19 protein-coding genes and 2 tRNA genes are annotated in these 19,601 nt (G+C 73.9%); 13 read left to right on the top strand and 8 right to left on the bottom strand.

Translation table 11 applies throughout. From position 1 onward, the window contains the following. Positions 1-66: 66 nt before the first annotated feature. Both ACTWM8_RS25925 and ACTWM8_RS25920 read right to left on the bottom strand, forming a co-directional pair. Entirely contained in the window at positions 67-1,161 is a 1,095-nt protein-coding gene (locus ACTWM8_RS25925; RefSeq protein ID WP_446211265.1) for a ThiF family adenylyltransferase, read from the bottom strand. Positions 1,162-1,366: 205 nt separating this feature from the next. Continuing rightward, a complete protein-coding gene (locus ACTWM8_RS25920; protein WP_012014940.1) occupies positions 1,367-1,534 on the bottom strand; it encodes a DUF5679 domain-containing protein in 168 nt (55 codons plus the stop codon). 513 nt (positions 1,535-2,047) lie between these two features. On the opposite strand from ACTWM8_RS25920, the gene ACTWM8_RS25915 reads away from it, so the two are divergent. Then, entirely contained in the window at positions 2,048-2,578 is a 531-nt protein-coding gene (locus ACTWM8_RS25915) for a M48 metallopeptidase family protein (protein ID WP_446211264.1), read from the top strand. A gap of 126 nt (positions 2,579-2,704) precedes the next feature. Continuing rightward, positions 2,705-3,313, top strand: a complete 609-nt coding sequence (locus ACTWM8_RS25910) for a hypothetical protein (protein ID WP_446211263.1) — start codon at positions 2,705-2,707, stop codon at positions 3,311-3,313. An 85-nt stretch (positions 3,314-3,398) separates the two neighbouring features. Here the strand turns inward: ACTWM8_RS25910 and ACTWM8_RS25905 are convergent, their stop codons facing one another. After that, on the bottom strand, positions 3,399-4,634 hold the full coding sequence (locus tag ACTWM8_RS25905; RefSeq protein WP_446211262.1) for a zinc-dependent metalloprotease: 1,236 nt from the start codon (positions 4,632-4,634) through the stop codon (positions 3,399-3,401). Positions 4,635-4,816: 182 nt separating this feature from the next. Here ACTWM8_RS25905 and ACTWM8_RS25900 point away from each other — a divergent pair, with 182 nt between their 5' ends. The 7 genes from ACTWM8_RS25900 (at position 4,817) to ACTWM8_RS25870 (ending at position 11,217) form a co-directional block, all read left to right on the top strand. Then, positions 4,817-5,830, top strand: a complete 1,014-nt coding sequence (locus tag ACTWM8_RS25900) for a YlbL family protein (protein ID WP_446211261.1) — start codon at positions 4,817-4,819, stop codon at positions 5,828-5,830. Positions 5,831-5,945: 115 nt separating this feature from the next. Continuing rightward, positions 5,946-8,897 carry a UPF0182 family membrane protein gene (locus tag ACTWM8_RS25895; protein ID WP_446211260.1) on the top strand — a complete coding sequence of 984 codons (2,952 nt, stop codon included), beginning with the start codon at positions 5,946-5,948 and terminating at the stop codon, positions 8,895-8,897. Positions 8,898-9,051: 154 nt separating this feature from the next. Next, positions 9,052-9,561 (top strand): SigE family RNA polymerase sigma factor, encoded by a 510-nt coding sequence (locus tag ACTWM8_RS25890; RefSeq protein ID WP_446211259.1) that lies wholly within the window; start codon positions 9,052-9,054, stop codon positions 9,559-9,561. Then, positions 9,551-10,474, top strand: a complete 924-nt coding sequence (locus tag ACTWM8_RS25885) for a hypothetical protein (RefSeq protein WP_446211258.1) — start codon at positions 9,551-9,553, stop codon at positions 10,472-10,474. Before ACTWM8_RS25890 ends, ACTWM8_RS25885 begins: the two co-directional genes overlap by 11 nt. Positions 10,475-10,533: 59 nt before the next feature. Then, a tRNA-Met gene (locus ACTWM8_RS25880) sits at positions 10,534-10,610 on the top strand. Between the two features lie 173 nt (positions 10,611-10,783). Beyond that, positions 10,784-10,857, top strand: a tRNA-Met gene (locus ACTWM8_RS25875). Between the two features lie 111 nt (positions 10,858-10,968). Continuing rightward, on the top strand, positions 10,969-11,217 hold the full coding sequence (locus ACTWM8_RS25870) for a hypothetical protein (protein ID WP_088960458.1): 249 nt from the start codon (positions 10,969-10,971) through the stop codon (positions 11,215-11,217). Positions 11,218-11,252: 35 nt separating this feature from the next. Here ACTWM8_RS25870 and ACTWM8_RS25865 read toward each other — a convergent pair whose 3' ends face one another. Continuing rightward, positions 11,253-12,584, bottom strand: coding sequence for an ABC transporter substrate-binding protein (locus ACTWM8_RS25865; protein WP_446211257.1), 1,332 nt, complete (start codon positions 12,582-12,584; stop codon positions 11,253-11,255). A 208-nt stretch (positions 12,585-12,792) separates the two neighbouring features. On the opposite strand from ACTWM8_RS25865, the gene ACTWM8_RS25860 reads away from it, so the two are divergent. Together ACTWM8_RS25860 and ACTWM8_RS25855 are read left to right on the top strand one after the other, a co-directional pair. After that, positions 12,793-13,626, top strand: coding sequence for a phosphoribosylaminoimidazolesuccinocarboxamide synthase (locus tag ACTWM8_RS25860; RefSeq protein ID WP_446211256.1), 834 nt, complete (start codon positions 12,793-12,795; stop codon positions 13,624-13,626). Positions 13,627-13,720: 94 nt separating this feature from the next. Beyond that, entirely contained in the window at positions 13,721-14,659 is a 939-nt protein-coding gene (locus ACTWM8_RS25855) for a ribose-phosphate diphosphokinase (protein WP_446211255.1), read from the top strand. 11 nt (positions 14,660-14,670) lie between these two features. Here the strand turns inward: ACTWM8_RS25855 and ACTWM8_RS25850 are convergent, their stop codons facing one another. Then, positions 14,671-15,138 carry an ATP-binding protein gene (locus ACTWM8_RS25850; protein ID WP_446211254.1) on the bottom strand — a complete coding sequence of 156 codons (468 nt, stop codon included), beginning with the start codon at positions 15,136-15,138 and terminating at the stop codon, positions 14,671-14,673. A 119-nt stretch (positions 15,139-15,257) separates the two neighbouring features. Between ACTWM8_RS25850 and macS the strand changes: the two genes are divergently transcribed. Both macS and ACTWM8_RS25840 read left to right on the top strand, forming a co-directional pair. After that, a complete protein-coding gene (macS, locus tag ACTWM8_RS25845; protein ID WP_446211253.1) occupies positions 15,258-16,388 on the top strand; it encodes a MacS family sensor histidine kinase in 1,131 nt (376 codons plus the stop codon). Between the two features lie 14 nt (positions 16,389-16,402). After that, positions 16,403-17,053, top strand: a complete 651-nt coding sequence (locus ACTWM8_RS25840; RefSeq protein ID WP_446214683.1) for a response regulator — start codon at positions 16,403-16,405, stop codon at positions 17,051-17,053. A 1-nt stretch (position 17,054) separates the two neighbouring features. On the opposite strand, the gene ACTWM8_RS25835 is transcribed toward ACTWM8_RS25840, so the two are convergent. From ACTWM8_RS25835 to ACTWM8_RS25825, 3 genes are all read right to left on the bottom strand, one after another. Continuing rightward, positions 17,055-17,627, bottom strand: a complete 573-nt coding sequence (locus ACTWM8_RS25835; RefSeq protein WP_446211252.1) for a DUF5709 domain-containing protein — start codon at positions 17,625-17,627, stop codon at positions 17,055-17,057. A gap of 73 nt (positions 17,628-17,700) precedes the next feature. Continuing rightward, positions 17,701-18,441, bottom strand: a complete 741-nt coding sequence (locus tag ACTWM8_RS25830; protein WP_446211251.1) for an ATP-binding protein — start codon at positions 18,439-18,441, stop codon at positions 17,701-17,703. Between the two features lie 56 nt (positions 18,442-18,497). Further along, on the bottom strand, positions 18,498-19,499 hold the full coding sequence (locus ACTWM8_RS25825) for an SDR family oxidoreductase (protein ID WP_446211250.1): 1,002 nt from the start codon (positions 19,497-19,499) through the stop codon (positions 18,498-18,500). Between the last annotated feature and the right edge of the window lie 102 nt (positions 19,500-19,601).

Genomic DNA, 19,601 nt, shown 5'->3' with positions numbered 1-19,601 from the left:
GCCCGACCTGGCCGACGCGCCGCCCGGCCTCGCCGCCGGCCGTCCCCCGCCACCGCGAACGGCCGGTCAGCGCCGGCGGCCGGCGCACCCGCAGGAGGGGTGCGGCGGCCACATCCGGCGCCGGAACCGGCCCGCCGCGCCGATCTCCACGGCAGAGCCGAGCGTCTCCGGAGCGCCGCCGTCGAGGTGGGCCAGCGCCTCGGCGACCGCGTACCCGACGGCGGCGAGCAGGGTCGCGGCGGCGCACGCCTGGTCGGCCGGGTCCGCCGCGAGCTGGGCGGCGAGCCCGGGCCAGCCCGGGTCCCGGTCGGCCCGGTGCAGGTCCAGGCAGTGCAGGCAGGGGCCGACCGGCGGTCGCACGAGCGGCCCGACCACGGGTACGCCCTCGCGCAGGCCGAGCAGCAGGTGCGGCTGGCGACGCTGGGCGTACCCGGCGGCGAGCAGGGCGGCTGGCCGGTCGGCGCCGAGGTGGACCACCAGCTCCACCCGGCCGCGGCGCAACGGGCGGGTCTGCGTGCCGGGGGCGGTCCGGCCGATCGCCGAGCGGAGCGCGGCGGCCAGCGGGCGTCCCACGTCGGACCCGGCCAGCCCGGTGCCGACCAGGTCGGCGGGGCCGACCGTGCCGGTGAGCTCGGGTGCCACGTGACCCACTCCGGCCTGCGCCAACGCGACGGCGACCGGGCCGCCGAGCCGGCCGGCGCCGGCGACCACCACCCGGGCGGCCCGCCGCCGGCGCAGCACCTGCGCCGGGGTGCCGGGCAGGGCGGCCGCGGCCAGCGCGAGCGCCCCGGCCTCCGCGGCGAGGCGGCTGCGCGCCGGGCCGGCCAGGTCCCGGGGGAGCAGCGTGTGCGCGGGTACGACCAGACCGGCGGCGCGCAGCGCGTCCAGCAGTTCGCGGGCCTCGTTCGGGCCGATCCGGGCGGCCGCGGCGTCGGCCAGGATCCCGCGCTCGCTGCGGCTGCCGTCGAGCAGGTCGAGCAGGCGCGCGGCGCGCGGGTCGGCGACCTCGAGCAGGACGGCGCGCCTCGGGTCGAGCCCGAGTTGCAGGGTGTGCCGGTCGCGCCAGAGCCGGGTCAGGCCGGGCAGCAGCGTCGGGCGGGGCAGCGGCGGGCGGGAGAGGTTCGGGTGGGCCGGGCGGGCCGGGCGGGTCGACGGGCTCATGACGACGGATCGTGACCGAGTCCGCGCTGTCCGTCGATCGTTGTCCACAGGTGCGCGGACCTCTGTCCAGCGCTGTCCACAGGAAGCGGCGGGATATCCACAACCGGCGGGTAACTCTGTCGCCCTCCCGACAGCGTCGTCCCCCGGGGACGGCGCGGGGGAGGGGCGGCCGCCGGCCACCCCTCCCCCGCAGAACGCGTACGGGTCAGACCTTGGCCTTGCCCAGGATGCGGTTCACTGTTGTGCCGCACACCGGACACTTGCCCTTGGCCATGTTCATCCCGGTCTTCGAAACCTCGACGCGCCCCTCGAAGTCCCGCTTCTCCTTGCACTTGACGCAGTAACCGTTGTAGGTCTGGGCCTGGTCGGCCACGGTAGCCTCCTCGTCTCGTCCGCCGGGCGAGCCGGCCCGGCGGGTCTCCCGGCGGCGGGCCACGGGGGGCCCAGGCGCTGGGTCTTTCTCCGCGGACACCTTCGTGACCGCTGGTTGGCGGACCCTACCCAGATCTGGGCGAATCCATGTCAGCTGTGCATCGACACTGTGAGGAAGTCGACGTCGAGAGTGTGCATGCCGGAATGGGCCGGATTAGTGAGTTTGCCGGGGACACGCCGGTTGGGGACCCGCAAAAACGCCCGCACGGGGCCCGAGCGGCGCTGCGGACGGTGATCACCTACGGTGGGTGGGACGCGAGCGTCGAGTGCCTCTCCGGCCGCCACGAAGGGTGACCGAGGCGGCCCGACATGGTCATCCACAGTTTTTTTCGGGACTCCTCGCGACCAACTACCATTTTCCGGGCGCGTGTCGCGGTGTTGACCCTTGCGGACCCCTGGTCAGTACGCATTAGCTTTCCCTCGTGGCAGGAATGCACGGCTGCGCGGCCCACTGATGGCTGGGGCGCGGAAGCCGGTCGTCGAGGTACGGCGCAGTCAGCGCCGGCGACGCACGGTGTCCGCCTACCGCGACGGGGAGCGGGTCGTGGTGCTGATCCCCGACCAGTTCTCCCGGGCCGAGGAGAGCGAGTGGGTCGACCGGATGCTCGCCCGGCTCGCCGCCCGTGAGGGCCGGCTCGCCCGCTCCGACACCGAACTGCTCGACCGGGCGCTGCGGCTGATCAACCTCCACCTCCCCGATCAGGGCAGCGACGCCCTGCCCGCCAGCGTCCGCTGGGTCACCAACCAGAACGGCCGGTGGGGTTCCTGCACCCCGGCTGACCGGAGCATCCGGATCTCGCACCGCCTCCAGGACATGCCGGACTGGGTGCTCGACTACGTGCTGCTGCACGAGCTGGCGCACCTGATCGTGCCCAGCCACAACGCCCGGTTCTGGGAACTCGTCGGCCGGTACCCGAAGACCGAGCGGGCCCGCGGCTACCTGGAAGGCGTCGCCGCCGCCTCCGCCGTACCCGTCCCCGGCTGACCCGCACCGCTCCCGCCACGTCCGGGGTGATCGACTCCATGTCGGCGACGTGGCGGCATCCGTCCGCCTCGGATACCGCCATTGCGGCGACCCGGAGTCGATCACCCCGGACGCTAGGGTCGGAGGGTGACCCGACGTGTGGTGGTGGCGTTGCTCGGCCCGGTGACCTGGGCACCGCCGGGAATCGATCCGGTGGACTGGCGTACCGCGCTGGCTGAGGACACCGTCGACATGCTCGCCACGCTCAGCGAGGTGGAGACCGCGGTGGCGGTCACCCCGGCGGACCGCTGGCTCGCCGACGCCGTGATCTGGCCGGGTACCGCCGTGCACGAGGTGGCCGGGCCCACGGTGAACGCCGTACTGGCCGCGCTGACCGGGTACGACCAGGCGGCCGTGGTTGCCGCCGACGCCCCGGACCTGCCCGGCCTGACCCTGGGCAAGCTGCTCCGGCCGCTCACCAGCCGGCCCGTGGCGGTCGCCCCGGTCGAGGGGGAGGGGCCCGGCCTGCTCGGGGTGGCGACCCGGCTGCCCGTACCCGGATGGTTGCCGGCGCTGGACCTCGACGCGGCGGTGCCGGCGGACGTGCGCCGCGCGGCGCCGGCCCCGGGCGACGTGGCGGTCACTCCCGCCTGGCGGCGGCTGCGCGGCCCGGCCGACCTGGCCGCCCTGAACCCGGCGGTCGAGGGCTGGGAGGCCACCCGGGCCATCCTCTCCGGCCCGGCCCGCCGAAGCTGACCTGAAGCCGGTGGGCGACCCACCGGACGTGCAGACGCCGCCGGCCGGGCGCGCGTGGGGCGCGGCCCGGCCGGTGCGGTGCGGATCAGGACTTGTCGGAGTCGTCCCCGGAGTCGTCGGAGCGGGGCGGGGTGTCGCCGCCCGGCGCCTGCTCCTCCGGGCCACCCGGCGCGGTGAAGTCGAAGTTCGCCAGCTCGTCGTCGAGGTCGAGCTGGGCGGTCGCGAAGGCCACCGGGTCGGCGAAGTCGTCGTCGGAGGGGAGCAGGTCGGGGTGGCCCCAGACCGCGTCCCGGCCGGAGATGCCCCGGTGCGTGGTGAGCGCGGCCCAGAGCGCCGACGCCTCGCGCAGCCGACGCGGTCGCAGCTCCAGCCCGACCAGCGCGGCGAAGGTCTGCTCGGCCGGACCGCCGGCGGCCCGGCGGCGACGGAACGCCTCGCCGAGGCGGACCACGTTGGGCAGCCGCTCGCCGGCGGCGTTGTCGACGACGTGGCAGACCCAGCCCTCGACCAGCGCGAGCACCGTCTCCAGGCGGGCCAGGGACGCCTTCTGCGCCGGGGTGTCCTCCGGCGTGAAGATGCCCTCCAGGGCGATGGCCTGCATCGACTCCGGGTCGGTCGGGTCGACCCGGCCCATCGCCTCCTCGATCGCCTCCCGGTTGACCCGGATGCCGGAGGCGTAGTTCTCGACCGCGGTCAGCACGTGCCCGCGCAGCCACGGGACGTGCTCGAAGAGCCGCTGGTGGGCGGCCTCGCGCAGGGCGACGTAGAGGCGTACCTCGTCCTCGGGCAGCTCCAGGCCCTCGCCGTACGCCCGGATGTTGGCCGGGACGAGCGCGGCGGTGCCGGCCGGGCCCAGCGGCAGGCCGATGTCGCCGGCCGAGAGCACCTCGGCGGCGAGCGAGCCGAGCGCCTGGCCGAGCTGCCCGCCGAAGAGCGCCCCGCCCAGCGTCGCCACCATCGACTGCATCGGGCCGAGCTGGGCCCGCGCCTCCGGCGGCACCAGGTCGCCCATCGCGCCGACCATCCGGCTGGCCACCGGGTCGCAGAGCTTGCGCCAGACGTCGAGGGTCTTGTAGATCCACTCGTTGCGGTTCCACGCGACCGAGGTGCGGATGCCGGACGGCAGCGCGGAGGCCGGCTCCAGCCAGAGGTCGGCGATGCGCAGCGCCTCCTCCACCGCGTGCCGCTCGTACGGCGACACCGCCGGGTCGCCCGCGGCGGCGAGCTGGCTGGCGGCCACCTGCCGGGCCAGGTCCCAGTTGACCGGCCCGCTGCCCGACGCGGAGAGCAGGTGCTGCAACTGCGACATGAACTGCTGCATCTGCGCGGGATCGTTGGGGTCTGGTGGTTGCCCACCCGGGAGCGCGAAACCGAACGGAATATCAGGCACGACGTCTACGGTACGCGCGCCGCGCCCCAGGTCGCCCTCGCTGTCGTTGCGCTGAGGGCGAAGTCGGCCTCGGCCGACCGGGCGGCACCACCTGAATCGGTACGCTCTGCCGCATGAGACGTCGCGGCGTGACCGTCCTCCTCGGTGCTCTGCTCACCACTCTGCTCAGCATCGGCGTGCTCGGCGCGCCCATCCCGTACGTGGTGCTCGGCCCGGGGCCGACCGTGAACACCCTCGGCACCTCCGACGGCAAGGAGGTCATCCAGGTCACCGGCCGGTCGACGTCCAACTCCGCCGGCCAGCTGCGGATGACCACGGTGGGGGTGCAGCCCTCGGTCAAGCTGCGTGCGGCGATCGCCGGCTGGCTCTCCGCGGACGAGGCGGTGGTGCCGCGCGAGCTGGTCTACCCGCCGAACGAGAGCCAGGAGGAGGTGGAGAAGCGCAACGCCGAGGACTTCCAGAACTCGCAGACCAGCGCCGAGACCGCCGCGCTGGTGGAACTCGGCTACCCGGTGCAGGTGGTGGCCAAGGAGGTCGCCTCCGACGGGCCGTCGGCGGGCGTGCTCAAGGCCGGCGACGTGATCACCACGGTCGACGGGGTCAAGGTGACCACGGCGACCAAGCTGGTGGAGCTGGTCCGGGCGAAGCCGGCCGGCACCGCGCTGCGGATCGGCTACACCCGCGACGGCGTGGCCGGCACGGCCACGGTGACCAGCCGGGAGCAGGACGGCCGGCCGCGCGTCGGGCTGGTGCCGGAGCAGCGGCAGCCGCACCCGTTCACGCTGAAGATCGACCTGGCCAACATCGGCGGACCGAGCGCCGGGCTGATGTTCGCCCTCGGCATCGTGGACAAGCTCGAACCGGCCGACCTGACCGGCGGGAAGGTCATCGCCGGCACCGGCACCATCGACGACGAGGGCCGGGTCGGTCCGATCGGCGGGATCGCGCAGAAGCTCGTCGGGGCGAAGAAGGCCGGGGCGAAGGTTTTCCTGGTGCCGGCGGACAACTGCGCCGAGGCGGTCCGCAATCCGCAGCCCGACCTGCCCCTGATCAAGGTCGGCTCGCTCGACGAGGCATTGACGGCGCTGGAGACGCTGCGGTCGGGCGGGCAGCCGATCCACTGCTGATCCCGGACGCCGCGACAGCCCGCCGTGACCTTGGACCGCCACGTTCAGGAACACCCCGTACTCTGGGTGCCTGTCCGGAGCCGATCACATCGAGCGTGCGGAGCCAACAGTGGTCATGCGTAGCAGCCCCCTGCCGAGGATGAGCCGGCGCGGACGCGTCACCATCGGCGTTCTGGTCGGGGTGTTCGTGCTCTTCACCCTGCTCGGCTGGGGTGTCCAGGCCTGGACGGACTGGCTCTGGTTCGAAGAGGTCCGCTACACCCAGGTCTTCACCGGCGTGCTGGTCACTCGGCTGCTGCTCTTCCTCACCATCGGCGTGGGGTTGGCGCTCTTCGTGGGCGGCAACCTCTGGCTGGCGTACCGGCTGCGACCGGCGCTGCGGCCGCACTCGCTGGAGCAGGCCACCCTGGAGCGCTACCGGCTGCTGCTCACGCCCCGGATCGGCACCTGGATCAGCCTGACCGCGGCCGTGCTCGGGCTCTTCGCCGGCCTCTCCGCGCAGAGCCGGTGGAACCAGTGGCTGCTCTTCCGCAACGGCGGCGACTTCGGCGTCAAGGACCCGGAGTTCGGCGTCGACGTCGGCTTCTACGTCTTCCAGCTGCCCTTCTGGCGGTACCTGCTCGGCGTCGGCTTCACCGCGGTGGTGCTGGCGCTGCTCGGCGCGCTGGCCGTGCACTACATCTTCGGCGGCGTGCGGCTGCAGGGCGTCGGTGACCGGATGACCAACGCCGCGCGGGCCCACCTCAGCACGCTGGTCGCCGTCTTCGTGCTGCTCAAGGCCATCGCGTACGTGCTGGACCGGCGGGCGATGCTGCTGGAGTACAACGAGGGCGCCAAGCTCTACGGCGCCGGCTACGCCGACGTCAACGCGCTGCTGCCGGCCAAGGAGATCCTGGCGTACATCTCGGTGGTGGTGGCGATCGCCATCATCGTCTTCTCCAACGCGGTGATGCGGAACCTGGTCTGGCCGGGCATCGCGCTGGCCCTGCTCGGCGTCTCCGCCGTCGCGATCGGCGGCATCTACCCGTGGGCGGTGCAGACCTTCGAGGTCAAGCCGAGCGCCCGGGACAAGGAGGCGCCGTACATCGAACGCAGCATCGGGGCCACCCGGGCCGCGTTCGGGTTGGGCGACACGAAGACCACCGGGTACGCGGCGAACAACCTCACCCCACCGGCGAGCCTGGCCACCGACACCTCGGTGGTGCCGAACGTCCGGCTGCTCGACCCGCAGCTGGTCTCCGAGACGTACACGCAGCTCCAGCAGGTCCGCGGCTTCTACGACTTCGGGCCGAAGCTCGACATCGACCGGTACTCGGTGGCGAACAAGACCTCCGACTACGTGGTCGGCGTCCGTGAGATCAACTACGGCGAACTGACCCAGAACAACTGGATCAACCGGCACACCGTCTTCACCCACGGGTACGGCCTCGTCGCGGCCCCGGCCAACCAGGTGGTCTGCGGCGGCCAGCCGTACTTCGTCTCCGGCTTCCTCGGTGAGAAGGCGCAGGAGGCGTGCTCCTCGCAGGCCGAGCAGATCCCGGCCACCCAGCCGCGGATCTACTACGGCGAGCGGATGGAGGAGGACGACTACGCGATCGTCGGGCAGGCCGACAAGACCCGCAACGCCGAGTTCGACCGGCCCACCCCGACCACCGGCGGCGAGCAGTACTACACCTACACCGGTGAGGGCGGCGTCGAGATCGGCTCGTTCACCCGCCGGCTGCTCTACTCCATCAAGGAGCAGGAGTCGAACTTCCTGCTCTCCGAGGCGGTCAACGACAACTCGCGGCTGCTGTACGTGCGCAACCCGCGCGACCGGGTGGAGAAGGTCGCCCCCTTCCTCACCCTCGACGGCGACCCGTACCCGGCGGTGGTGGGCGGCCGGATCCAGTGGATCGTCGACGGCTACACCACCGCGGCGACGTACCCGTACGCCGAGCGGGTCAACCTGCAGACCGAGACCGCCGACGAGCTGACCAACCGGGGCACGTTCCAGCTGGCCCGGGAGAACGTCAACTACATGCGCAACTCGGTGAAGGCCACCGTCGACGCGTACGACGGCACGGTGCGGCTCTACGAGTTCGACGAGACCGACCCGGTGCTCAAGGCCTGGAACAAGGCGTTCGGCGGGGACCTGGTGCTGCCGAAGAACGCCATCCCGGCGGAGCTGGCCGAGCACTTCCGCTACCCGGCCGACATGTTCAAGGTGCAGCGGAACCTGCTCACCAAGTTCCACGTGACCGACCCCGGCGACTTCTACTCCGGCCAGGACTTCTGGCAGGTGCCGAATGTGCCGGACGCGCCGGACAGCGGGCAGAAGCAGCCGCCGTACTACCTGTTCACCCAGTTCCCCGGGCAGGTGGAGCCGCGCTTCCAGATCACCGCGGCGGTCACCCCGAACGGGCGGCAGAACCTCGCCGCGCTGATCTCCGGGTCGTACATCGACGGTCAGCCCAAGCTGGAGGTGTGGGAGCTGCCGGACCAGACCCGGGTCTCCGGGCCGGTCCAGGTGCACCAGCAGATGACCAACAACGCCAATATCCGGCAGCAGCTCAACCTGCTCTCCTCCAACCAGGCCCAGGTGCAGTACGGCAACCTGCTGTCGCTGCCGTTCGGCGACGGGATGCTCTACGTCGAGCCGGTCTACGTGAAGAGCAACCAGCAGGACGCGTACCCGCTGCTGCAGAAGGTGCTGCTCTCGTACGGCGACGGCGGTTCCTACGTGGCGCTGGCCGACAACCTCACCGACGGCATCAAGCAGCTCGTCGACCAGGGCAAACGGGCCGGGCAGGGCACGACGCCGCCGCCCGGCGGCACCCCGCCGCCGCCCCCGGGCGGCACCCCGCCGCCGCTGACCGGTGAGCTGGCCGCCGCGGCGGAGCGGGTGCAGACGGCGATCGTCGAGGTCAAGGCCGCGCAGACGTCCGGCGACTTCGAGCGGTACGGCCGGGCGCTCAAGGCGCTGGACGAGGCGATGACCGCCTTCCAGCAGGCGCAGCAGACCGCCGGGCCGGCCCCGACGCCGAGCGGCAGCCCGTCCGCGCCGTCACCGACGCCGAGCGGCTGAGCCGCAGCGCGGGCGACCCGACCGGCCCGCGACCCGAGGACCTGCCGGTCCTCCGGTCGCGGGCTTGTCGCTTTTCCGACCCGTTGCCCGCAACCGATCGGCCCCGTCCACCGTCTTGTCAGCAGGTGGGGAAACGGGGAGACGTGGTGTGAGCATGAGGGATGCGCAGAGCTTCGACGAGTTCTACCGGAGCACGTCCGGGCGGACGCTGCGGTACGGCCACGCGGTGGCGGGTGACCACGGCGAGGCGCAGGACCTCGTGCAGGAGGCGTACGCCCGGGCCTGGCGGCAGTGGGGCAACCTGGCCACCCACCCGGCGCCGGAGGCGTGGCTGCGGCTGGTGGTCAGCCGCCTGGCCACCGACCGGTTCCGCCGGCTGCGCGGCTGGCGCACGGCGGTCAGCCGCACCGGCTTACCCGAGGACGTACGGCCACCGGGCGAGGACACCGTCCTGCTGGTCGCGGCCCTGCGGCAGTTGCCGGCGAACCAACGGCAGGCGCTGGCCCTGCACTACCTGTTCGACATGCCGGTGGCGGAGATCGCCCGCGAGACGCGGGTGCCCACCGGCACCGTGAAGTCCTGGCTGTCCCGGGGCAGGACGAGGCTGGCCGAGCTGCTGCCCGGGGTCGCGTCCGAGGAGCTGGAGGTCAACGATGTCGCGTGAACTGACCGGTTTCTACCGCTCACTCGCCGAGGACACCGACCCACGCGGCCTGGCGGCGCCCGACCTGGTGCGCCGGTACGCCGACCGCCGGGCGCGGACCCGGGCCGCGCTGGGGGTGCTGACCGCGGCGGCGCTGGTCGGCGGGACGGCCGTCGGCGCCCAGTTCGTCCTCGTGGCCGGCCCGGACACCCGGGTCGGGCCGCCCGCCGACACCCCGGCCCCGCCCTCGCCTGTGCCGGCGGACCCGACGCCCACCCCGTCGGCGACCTCGCCCGGCCCGAGCGGGTCGGCGTCGGGGCAGCCGACGTCGACGTCACCGACGCGCGTCGGCGTCCCGCCGCCGGTCCGGACGCCGACCTCGATCCCCGATTCGGCCTTCTTCGCGCTGGCGGCGGCGAACGACACCGGGGCAGGGTCCCGGTTCGGCGAGGGTCAGGTGCTGCCCGCGCTCTGCGGGGCGGAGCCGGGCGCGTCGGGGACGGTGCGGCAGCGCGTCCGGACGGTGCCGTTCAAGCTGGCCGGCACGCCGGAGGGGAACATCCCGGACGGTGTCTACCGGCACAGCATCACCATCTACCGCGACGGTAAGGCCGCCGCCGCGCTCGACGAACTGCGCGACGCGGTGCGTAACTGCCCCGAGCAGCCGGTCGGCAACGTGACGTCCCGGCAGAAGCTGCTGCCCAGCGGCGGCTACGGCGACGAGTCGGTGCTGTTCGAGATGCGCAAGCCCTTCCTCGACGTCAACGACCAGCCGACCGGCGACGAGGAGGTCCGGCTGATCCGGGCCATCCGGATCGGGAGCGTGGTGACGGTGCTCTGGGAGCAGGGCTGGGAGGGCAGTTCCAGCCCGAAGCCGCAGGTCGACGCGGACAGCCGGCGGGCGGTGCTGGCGATCCGCAACTGGTTGCGCTGAGTGCGCCCCGGGCCCGTTTTGCGGGTCCGGGGCCCCGTACGCTACGGTTAACGAGCCGACGCGGGGTGGAGCAGCTCGGTAGCTCGCTGGGCTCATAACCCAGAGGTCGCAGGTTCAAATCCTGTCCCCGCTACCACGACGAACGGCCCGAGGATCTGATCCTCGGGCCGTTCGCCTTTTCCGCGCCCGAGCGGCTCCGGTGGTTCCCCACCCGAACGGCCCCGGTGGCCGGCGCCGGTGCGGCCCCGGTGGCCGATCCGGGACCCGGCTGATCTCGGTCCCGGGGATGCGCTAGGCTTATGGAGTCGACGCGGGGTGGAGCAGCTCGGTAGCTCGCTGGGCTCATAACCCAGAGGTCGCAGGTTCAAATCCTGTCCCCGCTACTCGTTCGAAGGCCCCGGAGCCCAGCTCCGGGGCCTTCGCCGTTTCCGCCCGCCGGGGGTTTCCCATCCGTCCGGCGTGCCCCGCTTGCCCGCCTCGGTCAGGATGGGGTCATGTCATCTTGGAACAGGTGGTGGGGCCGGCTGAGCGCGGTCCTCGGTGCGGTCGTGCTCTCGGTCTTCGTGCCGGTCGCGGCCTGGGCGTCCACGGGCCAGGGCGAGCTGGTGGTGGAGGCGGCACGGCGCAGGTCCCGGGGCGGTGGCGGCATCCTGGGCCTGCTGTGCTGCCTCGTCGTGGTGGGGTTGATCGTGTTCCTGGTGCTGCGGCTGATGCGTAACCGCCGCAACCGTCCGCCGAGCTGATCCGGTCGGCCCCGGCCGGCAGACGCCGGCCGGGGTCACTCGGCCAGCGCCCCCTGCGCCTGCGCCATGAACTTCGACGTCGTGGCCCGCGCTCCCACCCGGCCCGACCGGACGTCCTGGGCCGCCGCCGAGAGCAGCGCGCGCACCCGGGCGTGCCCCCGTGGCGGCGGGGCCGGGGCGGGCCCGACCAGGTCGTTCAGGGCGGTGCTGAGGGTGGCGACGCGCTTGACCACCGGATCGTCGGACGCCTGGGTGACGGCCTGCCGTACGGCCAGGTCGGCGGGCAGCCCGCGGTCGGTGCCGAGGATCCGGTTCACCTCGACGTTGGTGGTGAGGAAGTTGACGACGTCGGCCACCACGCCCGGGTGCCGGGTGCCGTGGAAGCCGGCCCAGTACATCGAGGCCCGGTCCCACTGGGCGGCCGGGGGCCCGGGAAAGAAGGCCAGCCCCAGCTCGTCGTCGCTGTAGCGCTGGAGTTCGGGTAGCTGGTGCGACCAGGCGAACGAGGCGGCGGTGTGGCCGGTCACCACGAGCTGTCGCGCCGGTTCGCCGCCGTCGGCCCGGTCCACCAGCGCCGCGGCCGGGGTCGCCCGGTCGTTGCGGGCCCGCTGCCAGAGTTCGAACCAGTCGACCAGGGCCGCCGAGCTGAACCCGAGCTGCCGCCCCTGGTAGAACTTGCCGCCCTGGCCGCGCAGCCAGAGCCAGAGCGCCCGGTGGTCGCCGGACGGGTCCATGGTGCCGGCCACCCGCCCGCCGCTGGCCTGGGTGACCCGCGCGGCCCAGGCCAGGTAGTCGGCCCACGGCATGTTCGTCGGGGCGGGTACCCCGAGCCGGCGCAGCAGGTCCTTGTTGTAGACCACGGCGGCGTGCGTCTGCGCGGCCGGGACGCCGTACAGCCGGCCGTCCACCCGGCCGTAGTCGGCCAGCCCGGGCGGCAGGCCGCCGAGGTCGAGCCGGCCGTCCGCGGCGTACGGGCTGAGGTCCAGGGCGATGGCGCGCTGCGCGTACTCGGTCAGCACTGTGTCGTCGACCTGGAACAGGTCCGGCACGTTGCCGCCGCCGGCCTGGGTGGCGAGCCGGTCGTAGTAGCCGCCGGCGGCCTGCCAGGTGACCCGGAAGGTGACCCGGGGGTTGCGCGAGGAGTAGACCCGCAGCGCCCGCTCGGTGGCCTGTGCGCGCCGGGTGTTGCCCCACCAGAAGACCGACAACTCGATCGGCCCGTTCTCGTCGACCGGGGCGGCCGGGCCGTCGCTGCACCCGGCGAGGCCGCCGGTGGCGAGCGCCGGCACGGCCAGCAGCGCGCCGAGCAGCCGCCGCCGGTCCGGGTCGGCGCCGGGCCGGGGGCGCGGAGGGCGGGCAGCGGGCACGGGGGGCTCCTGGTGCGCGGCGGTGCGGGCCGGACCATTCACGCAGGCGGTGCGCCCGGGTGTCAACGCCGGGCGGTCGGCGGCGGCGGGGACGGCCGCCCGGGCGCTGACCGGCATCGATACGCGCCGAGCCGTCCCGGGCCCGCCGGCCTCGGGACGGCCGGTGGCCGCACCGGGCGTCCCGACGTCGTCTGATGTACTAGGGCGCGTGGAACTTCTGCACTCGGGCAAGGTCAGGGACGTCTACGCCGACGGCGACGACCTGATCCTGGTCGCCTCCGACCGCATCTCGATCTACGACGTGGTGCTGCCGACGCCGATCCCGGACAAGGGTCGACTGCTCACCGCCCTCTCCGTCTGGTGGTTCGAGCAGCTCGCCGACCTGGTGCCGAACCACGTCATCTCGACCACCGACGTGCCCGCCGAGTTCGCCGGCCGGGCGATCCGCTGCCGGCGGCTGGAGATGGTCCCGGTGGAGTGCGTCGCCCGCGGCTACCTGACCGGCGGCGGCCTGAAGGAGTACCAGCGCACCGGCGCCGTCTCCGGCGTGGCGCTGCCGCGCGGCCTGGTCGAGGCGTCGATCCTGCCCGAGCCGATCTTCACCCCGTCGACCAAGGCGCCGGTGGGGGAGCACGACGAGCCGATCACCTTCGCCGAGGTGGTGGACAAGGTCGGCACGGAGACCGCCGAGCGGCTGCGCCAGATCACCATCGACGTCTACCGGCGCGGCGCCGAGCTGGCCGCCGACCGGGGCATCCTGGTCGCCGACACCAAGCTCGAACTGGGCTGGACGCCGGACGGCACCCTGATGCTCGGCGACGAGCTGCTGACCTCCGACTCGTCCCGGTTCTGGCCGGCCGAGTCGTACCAGCCGGGCCGGGTGCAGTTCTCCTACGACAAGCAGTACGTCCGGGACTGGGCGACCGACAGCGGCTGGGACAAGCAGGGCCCGGCCCCCGAGGTGCCGGCCGAGGTGGTCGAGGTGACCCGGGCCCGCTACGTCGACGTTTACGAGAGGCTCACCGGCAACCGCTGGGCGTAGTCACTCGACCCAGTCATTGCGGCACCGTACCCAAAGAGACAACCCGCCGTCGCCCACGCGTCGTCCGGTCGGCGGCGTCCGTACGATCTGGACCGTGCGCGACATCGCCGTGTTCAGCGGAACCGCCCATCCCGAACTCGCCGCCGAGATCTGTGCCCACCTCGACGTCCCGTTGCACCCGGTGCGGGTCTCCCGGTTCGCCAACGACTGCCTGGAGGTGCAGTTGCAGGCGAACTGCCGGGAGCGCGACGTCTTCCTGATCCAGCCGCTGGTGCCGCCGGTCCAGGAGCACCTGGTCGAGCTGCTGCTCATGATCGACGCGGCCCGGGGCGCGTCCGCCGGCCGGATCACCGTGGTGCTGCCGCACTACGCATACGCCCGGTCGGACAAGAAGGACGCCCCGCGGATCTCGATCGGCGGGCGGCTCGTCGCCGACCTGCTCACCTCGGCCGGGGCGCACCGGGTACTGGCGATGACCCTGCACTCGCCGCAGGTGCACGGCTTCTTCAGCGTCCCGGTCGACCACCTGCACGCGCTGCGCGAGCTGGCCGGCCACTTCCGGCGCTACGACCTGACCGACACCGTGGTGGTCTCGCCGGACCTGGGCAACGCCAAGGAGGCCGCCGCCTTCGCCCGGATGCTCGGCACGCCGGTGGCGGCCGGAGCGAAGCAGCGGTTCAGCGACGATCGGGTCAAGATCAGTACGGTGATCGGCGACGTGGCCGACCGGGACGTGATCGTCCTCGACGACGAGATCGCCAAGGGCAGCACGGTGATCGAGCTGATGGCGCACCTGCGCGAGCGGAACGTGCGCTCGATCCGGCTCGCCTGCACGCACGGGCTCTTCTCCAGCGGCGCGCTGGAGCGGCTCAGCGGGGAGGACGGGGTGCTGGAGATCGTCTGCACCAACACGGTCCCGATCCCGGCGGAAAAGCGGGTGCCGAAGCTGGAGATCCTCTCGGTGGCGCCCGCGTTGGCCGAGGCGATGCGGCGGATCCACAACGGCGAGTCGGTCAGCGCGCTCTTCGGCTGAGTCGGGCCGGATCAGTCGCCGGCCGGGCCGCCCGCGCGGCGCAGCGCCCGGGTCAGGGCGCTGATCCGTACCGTGGTGCCGGCCGGGCTGGTCTCGACCTCCATGGCGTCGCTCAGCTCCCGGGCCAGCCAGAGCCCCCACCCGCCGGCGGTGTCCGGCGCGGGACGGCTGTGGTCGCCGAGCCGCTGCGCGCTGATTCCCGCGCCGTGGTCGGAGACCTCGCAGACCAGCTCGTCGGCCCGCTGCCACAGCCGCAGCCAGCCCCGGCCGCCGCCGTGCCGGACCGCGTTGGTGATCAGCTCGTTGACGGCGAGGACGAAGTCGTCCAGCCGCTGGCCGCTCAGCCCCGAGGCGTGCGCGCAGGAGGTGACCGAGTGTCGCAGCTCGGTCACCTGGGCCTGCTCGAAGGCCTCGGCGATGAGAACGGAAGATTCGATGGGCACAACCGTACGCGGCGGGGGCGGATCTGCGTTCGTCATGGCCCTGTCCCGACAGCCGGTCTCGGAGTTTCGCGGCATTTCCACCGTACGTCAGGGTTCTCCGTCCCGCGACCGGCGGTGCCGCCGAGCCGGCCGGCGGCTGTGGCATCGTGACGGCCATGCCGTCGCCGCCGGGTGGTCTCGAGGTGCCGCTGTGGCGTTCCATCGCCGTCTTCCGCTTCGCCGCCCTGGGGTACGTCTGCCTGCTGGTGCTCCGCGACGCCGACCGGTACGCCCACCCGCTCGCCGCCGGCGCCGTCCTGCTGGCGATGCTGGCCTGGTCCGGGGCGACCGCCGCGGGCTACGCCCGGCCGGCGAACCGGCACTGGCCGCTGCTCCTGGCCGACCTGGGCGTCGTGCTCGTCGTCCTCGCCGTCTCCCCGTGGGTGGTCGGCCGCCCGGCGCTGGCCGCCGGGGTGCCGACCCTGGCCGTGGTCTGGCTGGCCGGCCCGGTGCTGGCCTGGGCGGTCTCCGGCGGGCGGCGGCGCGGCGCGGTCGCGGCGCTGGCGCTCGGCGCGGCGGACCTTGCCAGCCGGGGGCGGGTCGGCCCGTCCTCGCTCACCGGGGTGATCCTGCTGCTGCTCGCCGGGGTGATCGTCGGGCACGTCGCGCGGCTGGCGGTGACCGCCGAGGAGCGGCTGCACCGGGCGGTGCAGCTGGAGGCGGCCACCCGGGAGCGGGAGCGGCTGGCCCGGGGCATCCACGACTCGGTGCTCCAGGTGCTGGCCCTGGTGCAGCGGCGCGGCGCCCACCTCGATGGCGAGGCCGGTGAGCTGGCCCGGCTCGCCGGCGAGCAGGAGGCGGCGCTGCGCGCCCTGATCGCCGGGGTCGACCCGGCGCCCGCCGCCGACGAGCCGACCGGCACCCTGGACCTGCGTGCCCTGCTCGGCCGGTACGCCTCGGCGACGGTCTCCGTCTCCGCCCCGGCCACCCCGGTCCCGCTGCCCGCACCGGTGGCCCGGGAACTGGCCGCCGCCACCGCCGCGGCGCTGGACAACGTGCGGCGGCACGCCGACGGGCGCGCCTGGGTGCTGGTCGAGGACGAGGGGGAGACGGTGACGGTGTCGGTGCGCGACGCCGGCCCGGGCATCCCGGAGGGCCGGCTGGTCGAGGCCGCCCGGCAGGGGCGGCTGGGCATGAGCCAGTCGATCCGGGGCCGGATCGCCGACCTCGGCGGCGAGGTGCGGATCGTATCCGCGCCCGGGGAGGGCACCGAGGTGGAGCTGGTGGTACCGAGGGAGGACGGGTGACCGGGGTACGGGTGATGGTGGTCGATGACCACCCGATGTGGCGGGAGGGGGTGGCCCGCGACCTCACCGAGGCCGGCCACCGGGTGGTGGCGACCAGTGGCGAGGGGCGGCAGGCGGTCCGGGTGGCCGCCGCGGCCCGGCCCGACCTGGTGGTGCTCGACCTCCAGCTGCCCGACATCTCCGGAGTCGAGGTGATCCGGGGCCTGCGGGCCGTGCTGCCCGAGGTGCGGGTGCTGATGCTCTCGGCCAGCGGCGAGCAGCAGAGCGTCCTGGACGCGGTGAAGGCCGGCGCCACCGGCTACCTGGTGAAGTCCGCCGCGCCGGCCGAGTTCCTGGACGCGGTGCGCCGCACCGCCGCCGGGGAGCCGGTCTTCACGCCCGGCCTGGCGGGACTGGTGCTCGGCGAGTACCGCCGGCTGGCCGGCGCCACCGACGGCGGGGCCCGGCCGGGCCGGGACGACGCGGCACCCCGGCTCACCGAGCGGGAGACCGAGGTACTGCGCCTGGTCGCCAAGGGGCTGTCGTACCGGCAGATCGCCGAGCGGCTGGGGCTCTCGCACCGCACCGTGCAGAACCACGTCCAGAACACGCTGGGCAAGCTCCAGTTGCACAACCGGGTCGAACTGACGCGCTACGCGATCGAGCGCGGGCTCGACGACGACTGAGTCAGTGCGACTCCGGCGGCCGGGTCTCGTGGATCGCCAGCTCCTCGGCGGTGGCCCCGCCGCCGGCTGAGCCCGCGTCGTAGGCGACCGAGTCGGTCTCCTGGTCGGTGTGCGCCCCCTCGTCCGGTTCGACCAGCCGGCCCACCTGAGAGTCGGCGATGGTGCCCAGCTTGCCGTGGTCGTAGATGGAGACCGGGGAGTGCGGGTCCGAGGTGGGACCGGGGTTCATCACGTCGGCGTCGAGCTGCGCCTCGGCGGCGGCCTCGTCGCTGTCCGCCTCGGCGGCGATGTCCGGGTCGACCGAGCCGGCCAGCGGGTCGTCGGCGGGGCGCTCGTACTGCTCCCGCTGGAGCTTGTAGTCCAGCGACTCCCCGTCGAGCTGCTCCTCGGCGGTGGTGCCGAAGCTGTCGACCGCGACCGGTGTGCGGTCGCCGGGCAACTGGGCCGGCTCCGGGCCGTCGGCCTCGCGGCCGGTGAGGACGTCGTCGTTGGCGGTGGAGTCGTCGTCGGCGGTCTGCGGCAGACCCTCCGCCTCAGGGTCGGAGAGGGGGGTCGGGTACTCGTCGTCGCGCATGACTGATCACTACCCACTGCCATGCCCTGGGTAACCGGAGCCGGACCCCGCAATCGGGACGAAAGGGGAGAAGTCAGCCCTGGCGCGCGGCTTCGTCCTCGGCGTGGAGGACGCACCAGACCACCTTGCCGTTCGGCACCGGGGTGCTGCCCCAGCGTCGGGCCACCGTGTCGATCAGCAGCAGGCCACGGCCGCCGGTCGAGGTGAGCGGAGCCAGGCCGGCGTACGCGGGCTGTCCGGGGGAGTGGTCGCGGACCGCGAGGTGCAGCGAGCTGTCCCGCGGCGCGAGCCGGACCGTCATCGGCGTCCGGGCGTGGGCCACCACGTTGTTGACCATCTCGGTCATCGCGATGGACGCCGGCTCGGTCAGCTGCGGCACGCCCCAGCGGGCGCAGCCGTCGGCGATCATCGCCCGGGCCTGCCGGGCGGCACCCACCGTGGGCGCGAGGTCCGCGGCGAGCAGCGCCGCCATCGGGGTACGGGCCAGCGCGGCGGTCGCCTCGTCGGTGGTCGCGTACACCGGCAGCCCGGTCGCGTCGGCGCCGGTGACCGTGCCGGCCGGATCGAGCACCAGCAGGTCGGCGGCGGGCCAGTCGGCGACCGCGCGGCGGACCTCGGCCAGCAGTCGCGCGGCGCTGCCGTCGGTGGAGCGGAGCCGCGCCACGTCGACCACGATCGGGCCGGGCCGGTCGCTCAGTCGCGCCAGCAGGGCGTCGCGGACCCGCTCGGCGGCGGCGGGCTCCAGCACGCCGCTCAGCCGCACGGTCGCGGACGACTCGTCCGCCTCCACCAGGCATCGCGCGTCCGTCGGCATGATCGTCCCATTGTGCATGCCGGCGGCCGGGCGCGCACCCGGCCGCCCCGTGCCGGTCATCGCCGTTCCGCCCGGGAGCGGCGGGTCATCGCGGCCATCGTGCCGACCGCGGTGCCGGCGGCGGCCAGCCCGAACGCGGCGGTCACCCGCACCACCTGCCGACGTCGGCCGTGCCAGCCGCCCTCGCGCTGCGCCTCGGCGTCGGCGCGGAAGACGTTGCCGGTGCTGTCCGCCGCGCCCGACGGCCCGAACTGCGTCCGGTGGGCGTACCAGCCGAGGACCCGCTCGGCCAGGACCGGCGCGAGCCGCCACTGCAGGCCGATCAGCCGGGCCGCGCCGCCGGCGTACGCCTCCCGGCGCGGGCGGCGCAGCAGCCGGACGATGGTCTCCGCCACCATCTCGGGCGGGTACACCGGCGGCGGCGGGACCAGCTCGCGCCCGGTGTGGTTGCCGGCGTGCCGGAAGAACGGGGTGTCGATGGTGGCCGGCAGCACGGTGCAGATCGAGATGTTGCCCCGGCCGGTGACCCGCAGTTCCTGCCGGACCGTGTCGGCCAGCCCGCGGATGCCGTGCTTGGTGGCGTTGTACGCCGACTGGTAGGGCATCGCCACCTCGGCCAGCACCGAGGCGTTGTTGACCACGACCCCGCCGCCGGAGAGGCTCAACCAGGGCAGCGCGGCACGGATGCCGTAGGCGGCGCCCAGCAGGTTGACCTCCAGCACCCGGCGGAACTCCGACACCGGGATCTCGTCGAAGAGCCCGACCGCGCTGACCGCCGCGTTGTTCACCCAGCCGTCGATCCGGCCGTACTCGGCCGCGGCGCGGGCGGCCAGTTCCTCGACCGCCACCGGGTCGGTCACGTCGGTGGGCACCGCCAGCGCCCGCCCGCCCAGTTCCCGGCAGCGCCGGGCGACGTCCTCCAGGGCGGGCTCGCTGCGGGCGGCGAGGACGATGTCCGCGCCCCGGCGGGCCAGCGCGTAGGCCGTGGCGGTGCCGATGCCGCTCGAGGCGCCGGTGACCACCACGACGGCGTCCGAGAGACTGCGGGTTAGCGGCATTCTTCGTCGGTACCCCGACCAGACTGGGTCATGCGGGCGGGTCGGCACGGATCGGCACCGGGCCGGGTCGGCCGCACCGGCGGTCGGCGGGAGGCCGGGGTC

The organism is Micromonospora sp. IBSANI012 (assembly GCF_052814045.1).
The sequence above is the reverse complement of the archived record's forward strand: the minus strand, read 5'-3'. Positions and strand labels throughout refer to the sequence as shown.

Coding starts and splice junctions, on each gene's coding strand:
- ACTWM8_RS25835 (WP_446211252.1), bottom strand. CDS start 17,627: ATGCGCGACGACGAGTACCCGACCCCCCTCTCCGACCCTGAGGCGGAG.
- ACTWM8_RS25830 (WP_446211251.1), bottom strand. CDS start 18,441: ATGCCGACGGACGCGCGATGCCTGGTGGAGGCGGACGAGTCGTCCGCG.
- ACTWM8_RS25915 (WP_446211264.1), top strand. CDS start 2,048: ATGGCTGGGGCGCGGAAGCCGGTCGTCGAGGTACGGCGCAGTCAGCGC.
- ACTWM8_RS25840 (WP_446214683.1), top strand. CDS start 16,403: ATGGTGGTCGATGACCACCCGATGTGGCGGGAGGGGGTGGCCCGCGAC.
- ACTWM8_RS25905 (WP_446211262.1), bottom strand. CDS start 4,634: ATGCAGCAGTTCATGTCGCAGTTGCAGCACCTGCTCTCCGCGTCGGGC.
- ACTWM8_RS25890 (WP_446211259.1), top strand. CDS start 9,052: ATGAGGGATGCGCAGAGCTTCGACGAGTTCTACCGGAGCACGTCCGGG.
- ACTWM8_RS25885 (WP_446211258.1), top strand. CDS start 9,551: ATGTCGCGTGAACTGACCGGTTTCTACCGCTCACTCGCCGAGGACACC.
- ACTWM8_RS25925 (WP_446211265.1), bottom strand. CDS start 1,161: ATGAGCCCGTCGACCCGCCCGGCCCGCCCGGCCCACCCGAACCTCTCC.
- ACTWM8_RS25900 (WP_446211261.1), top strand. CDS start 4,817: ATGAGACGTCGCGGCGTGACCGTCCTCCTCGGTGCTCTGCTCACCACT.
- ACTWM8_RS25825 (WP_446211250.1), bottom strand. CDS start 19,499: ATGCCGCTAACCCGCAGTCTCTCGGACGCCGTCGTGGTGGTCACCGGC.
- ACTWM8_RS25870 (WP_088960458.1), top strand. CDS start 10,969: ATGTCATCTTGGAACAGGTGGTGGGGCCGGCTGAGCGCGGTCCTCGGT.
- ACTWM8_RS25895 (WP_446211260.1), top strand. CDS start 5,946: ATGCGTAGCAGCCCCCTGCCGAGGATGAGCCGGCGCGGACGCGTCACC.
- macS (WP_446211253.1), top strand. CDS start 15,258: ATGCCGTCGCCGCCGGGTGGTCTCGAGGTGCCGCTGTGGCGTTCCATC.
- ACTWM8_RS25850 (WP_446211254.1), bottom strand. CDS start 15,138: ATGACGAACGCAGATCCGCCCCCGCCGCGTACGGTTGTGCCCATCGAA.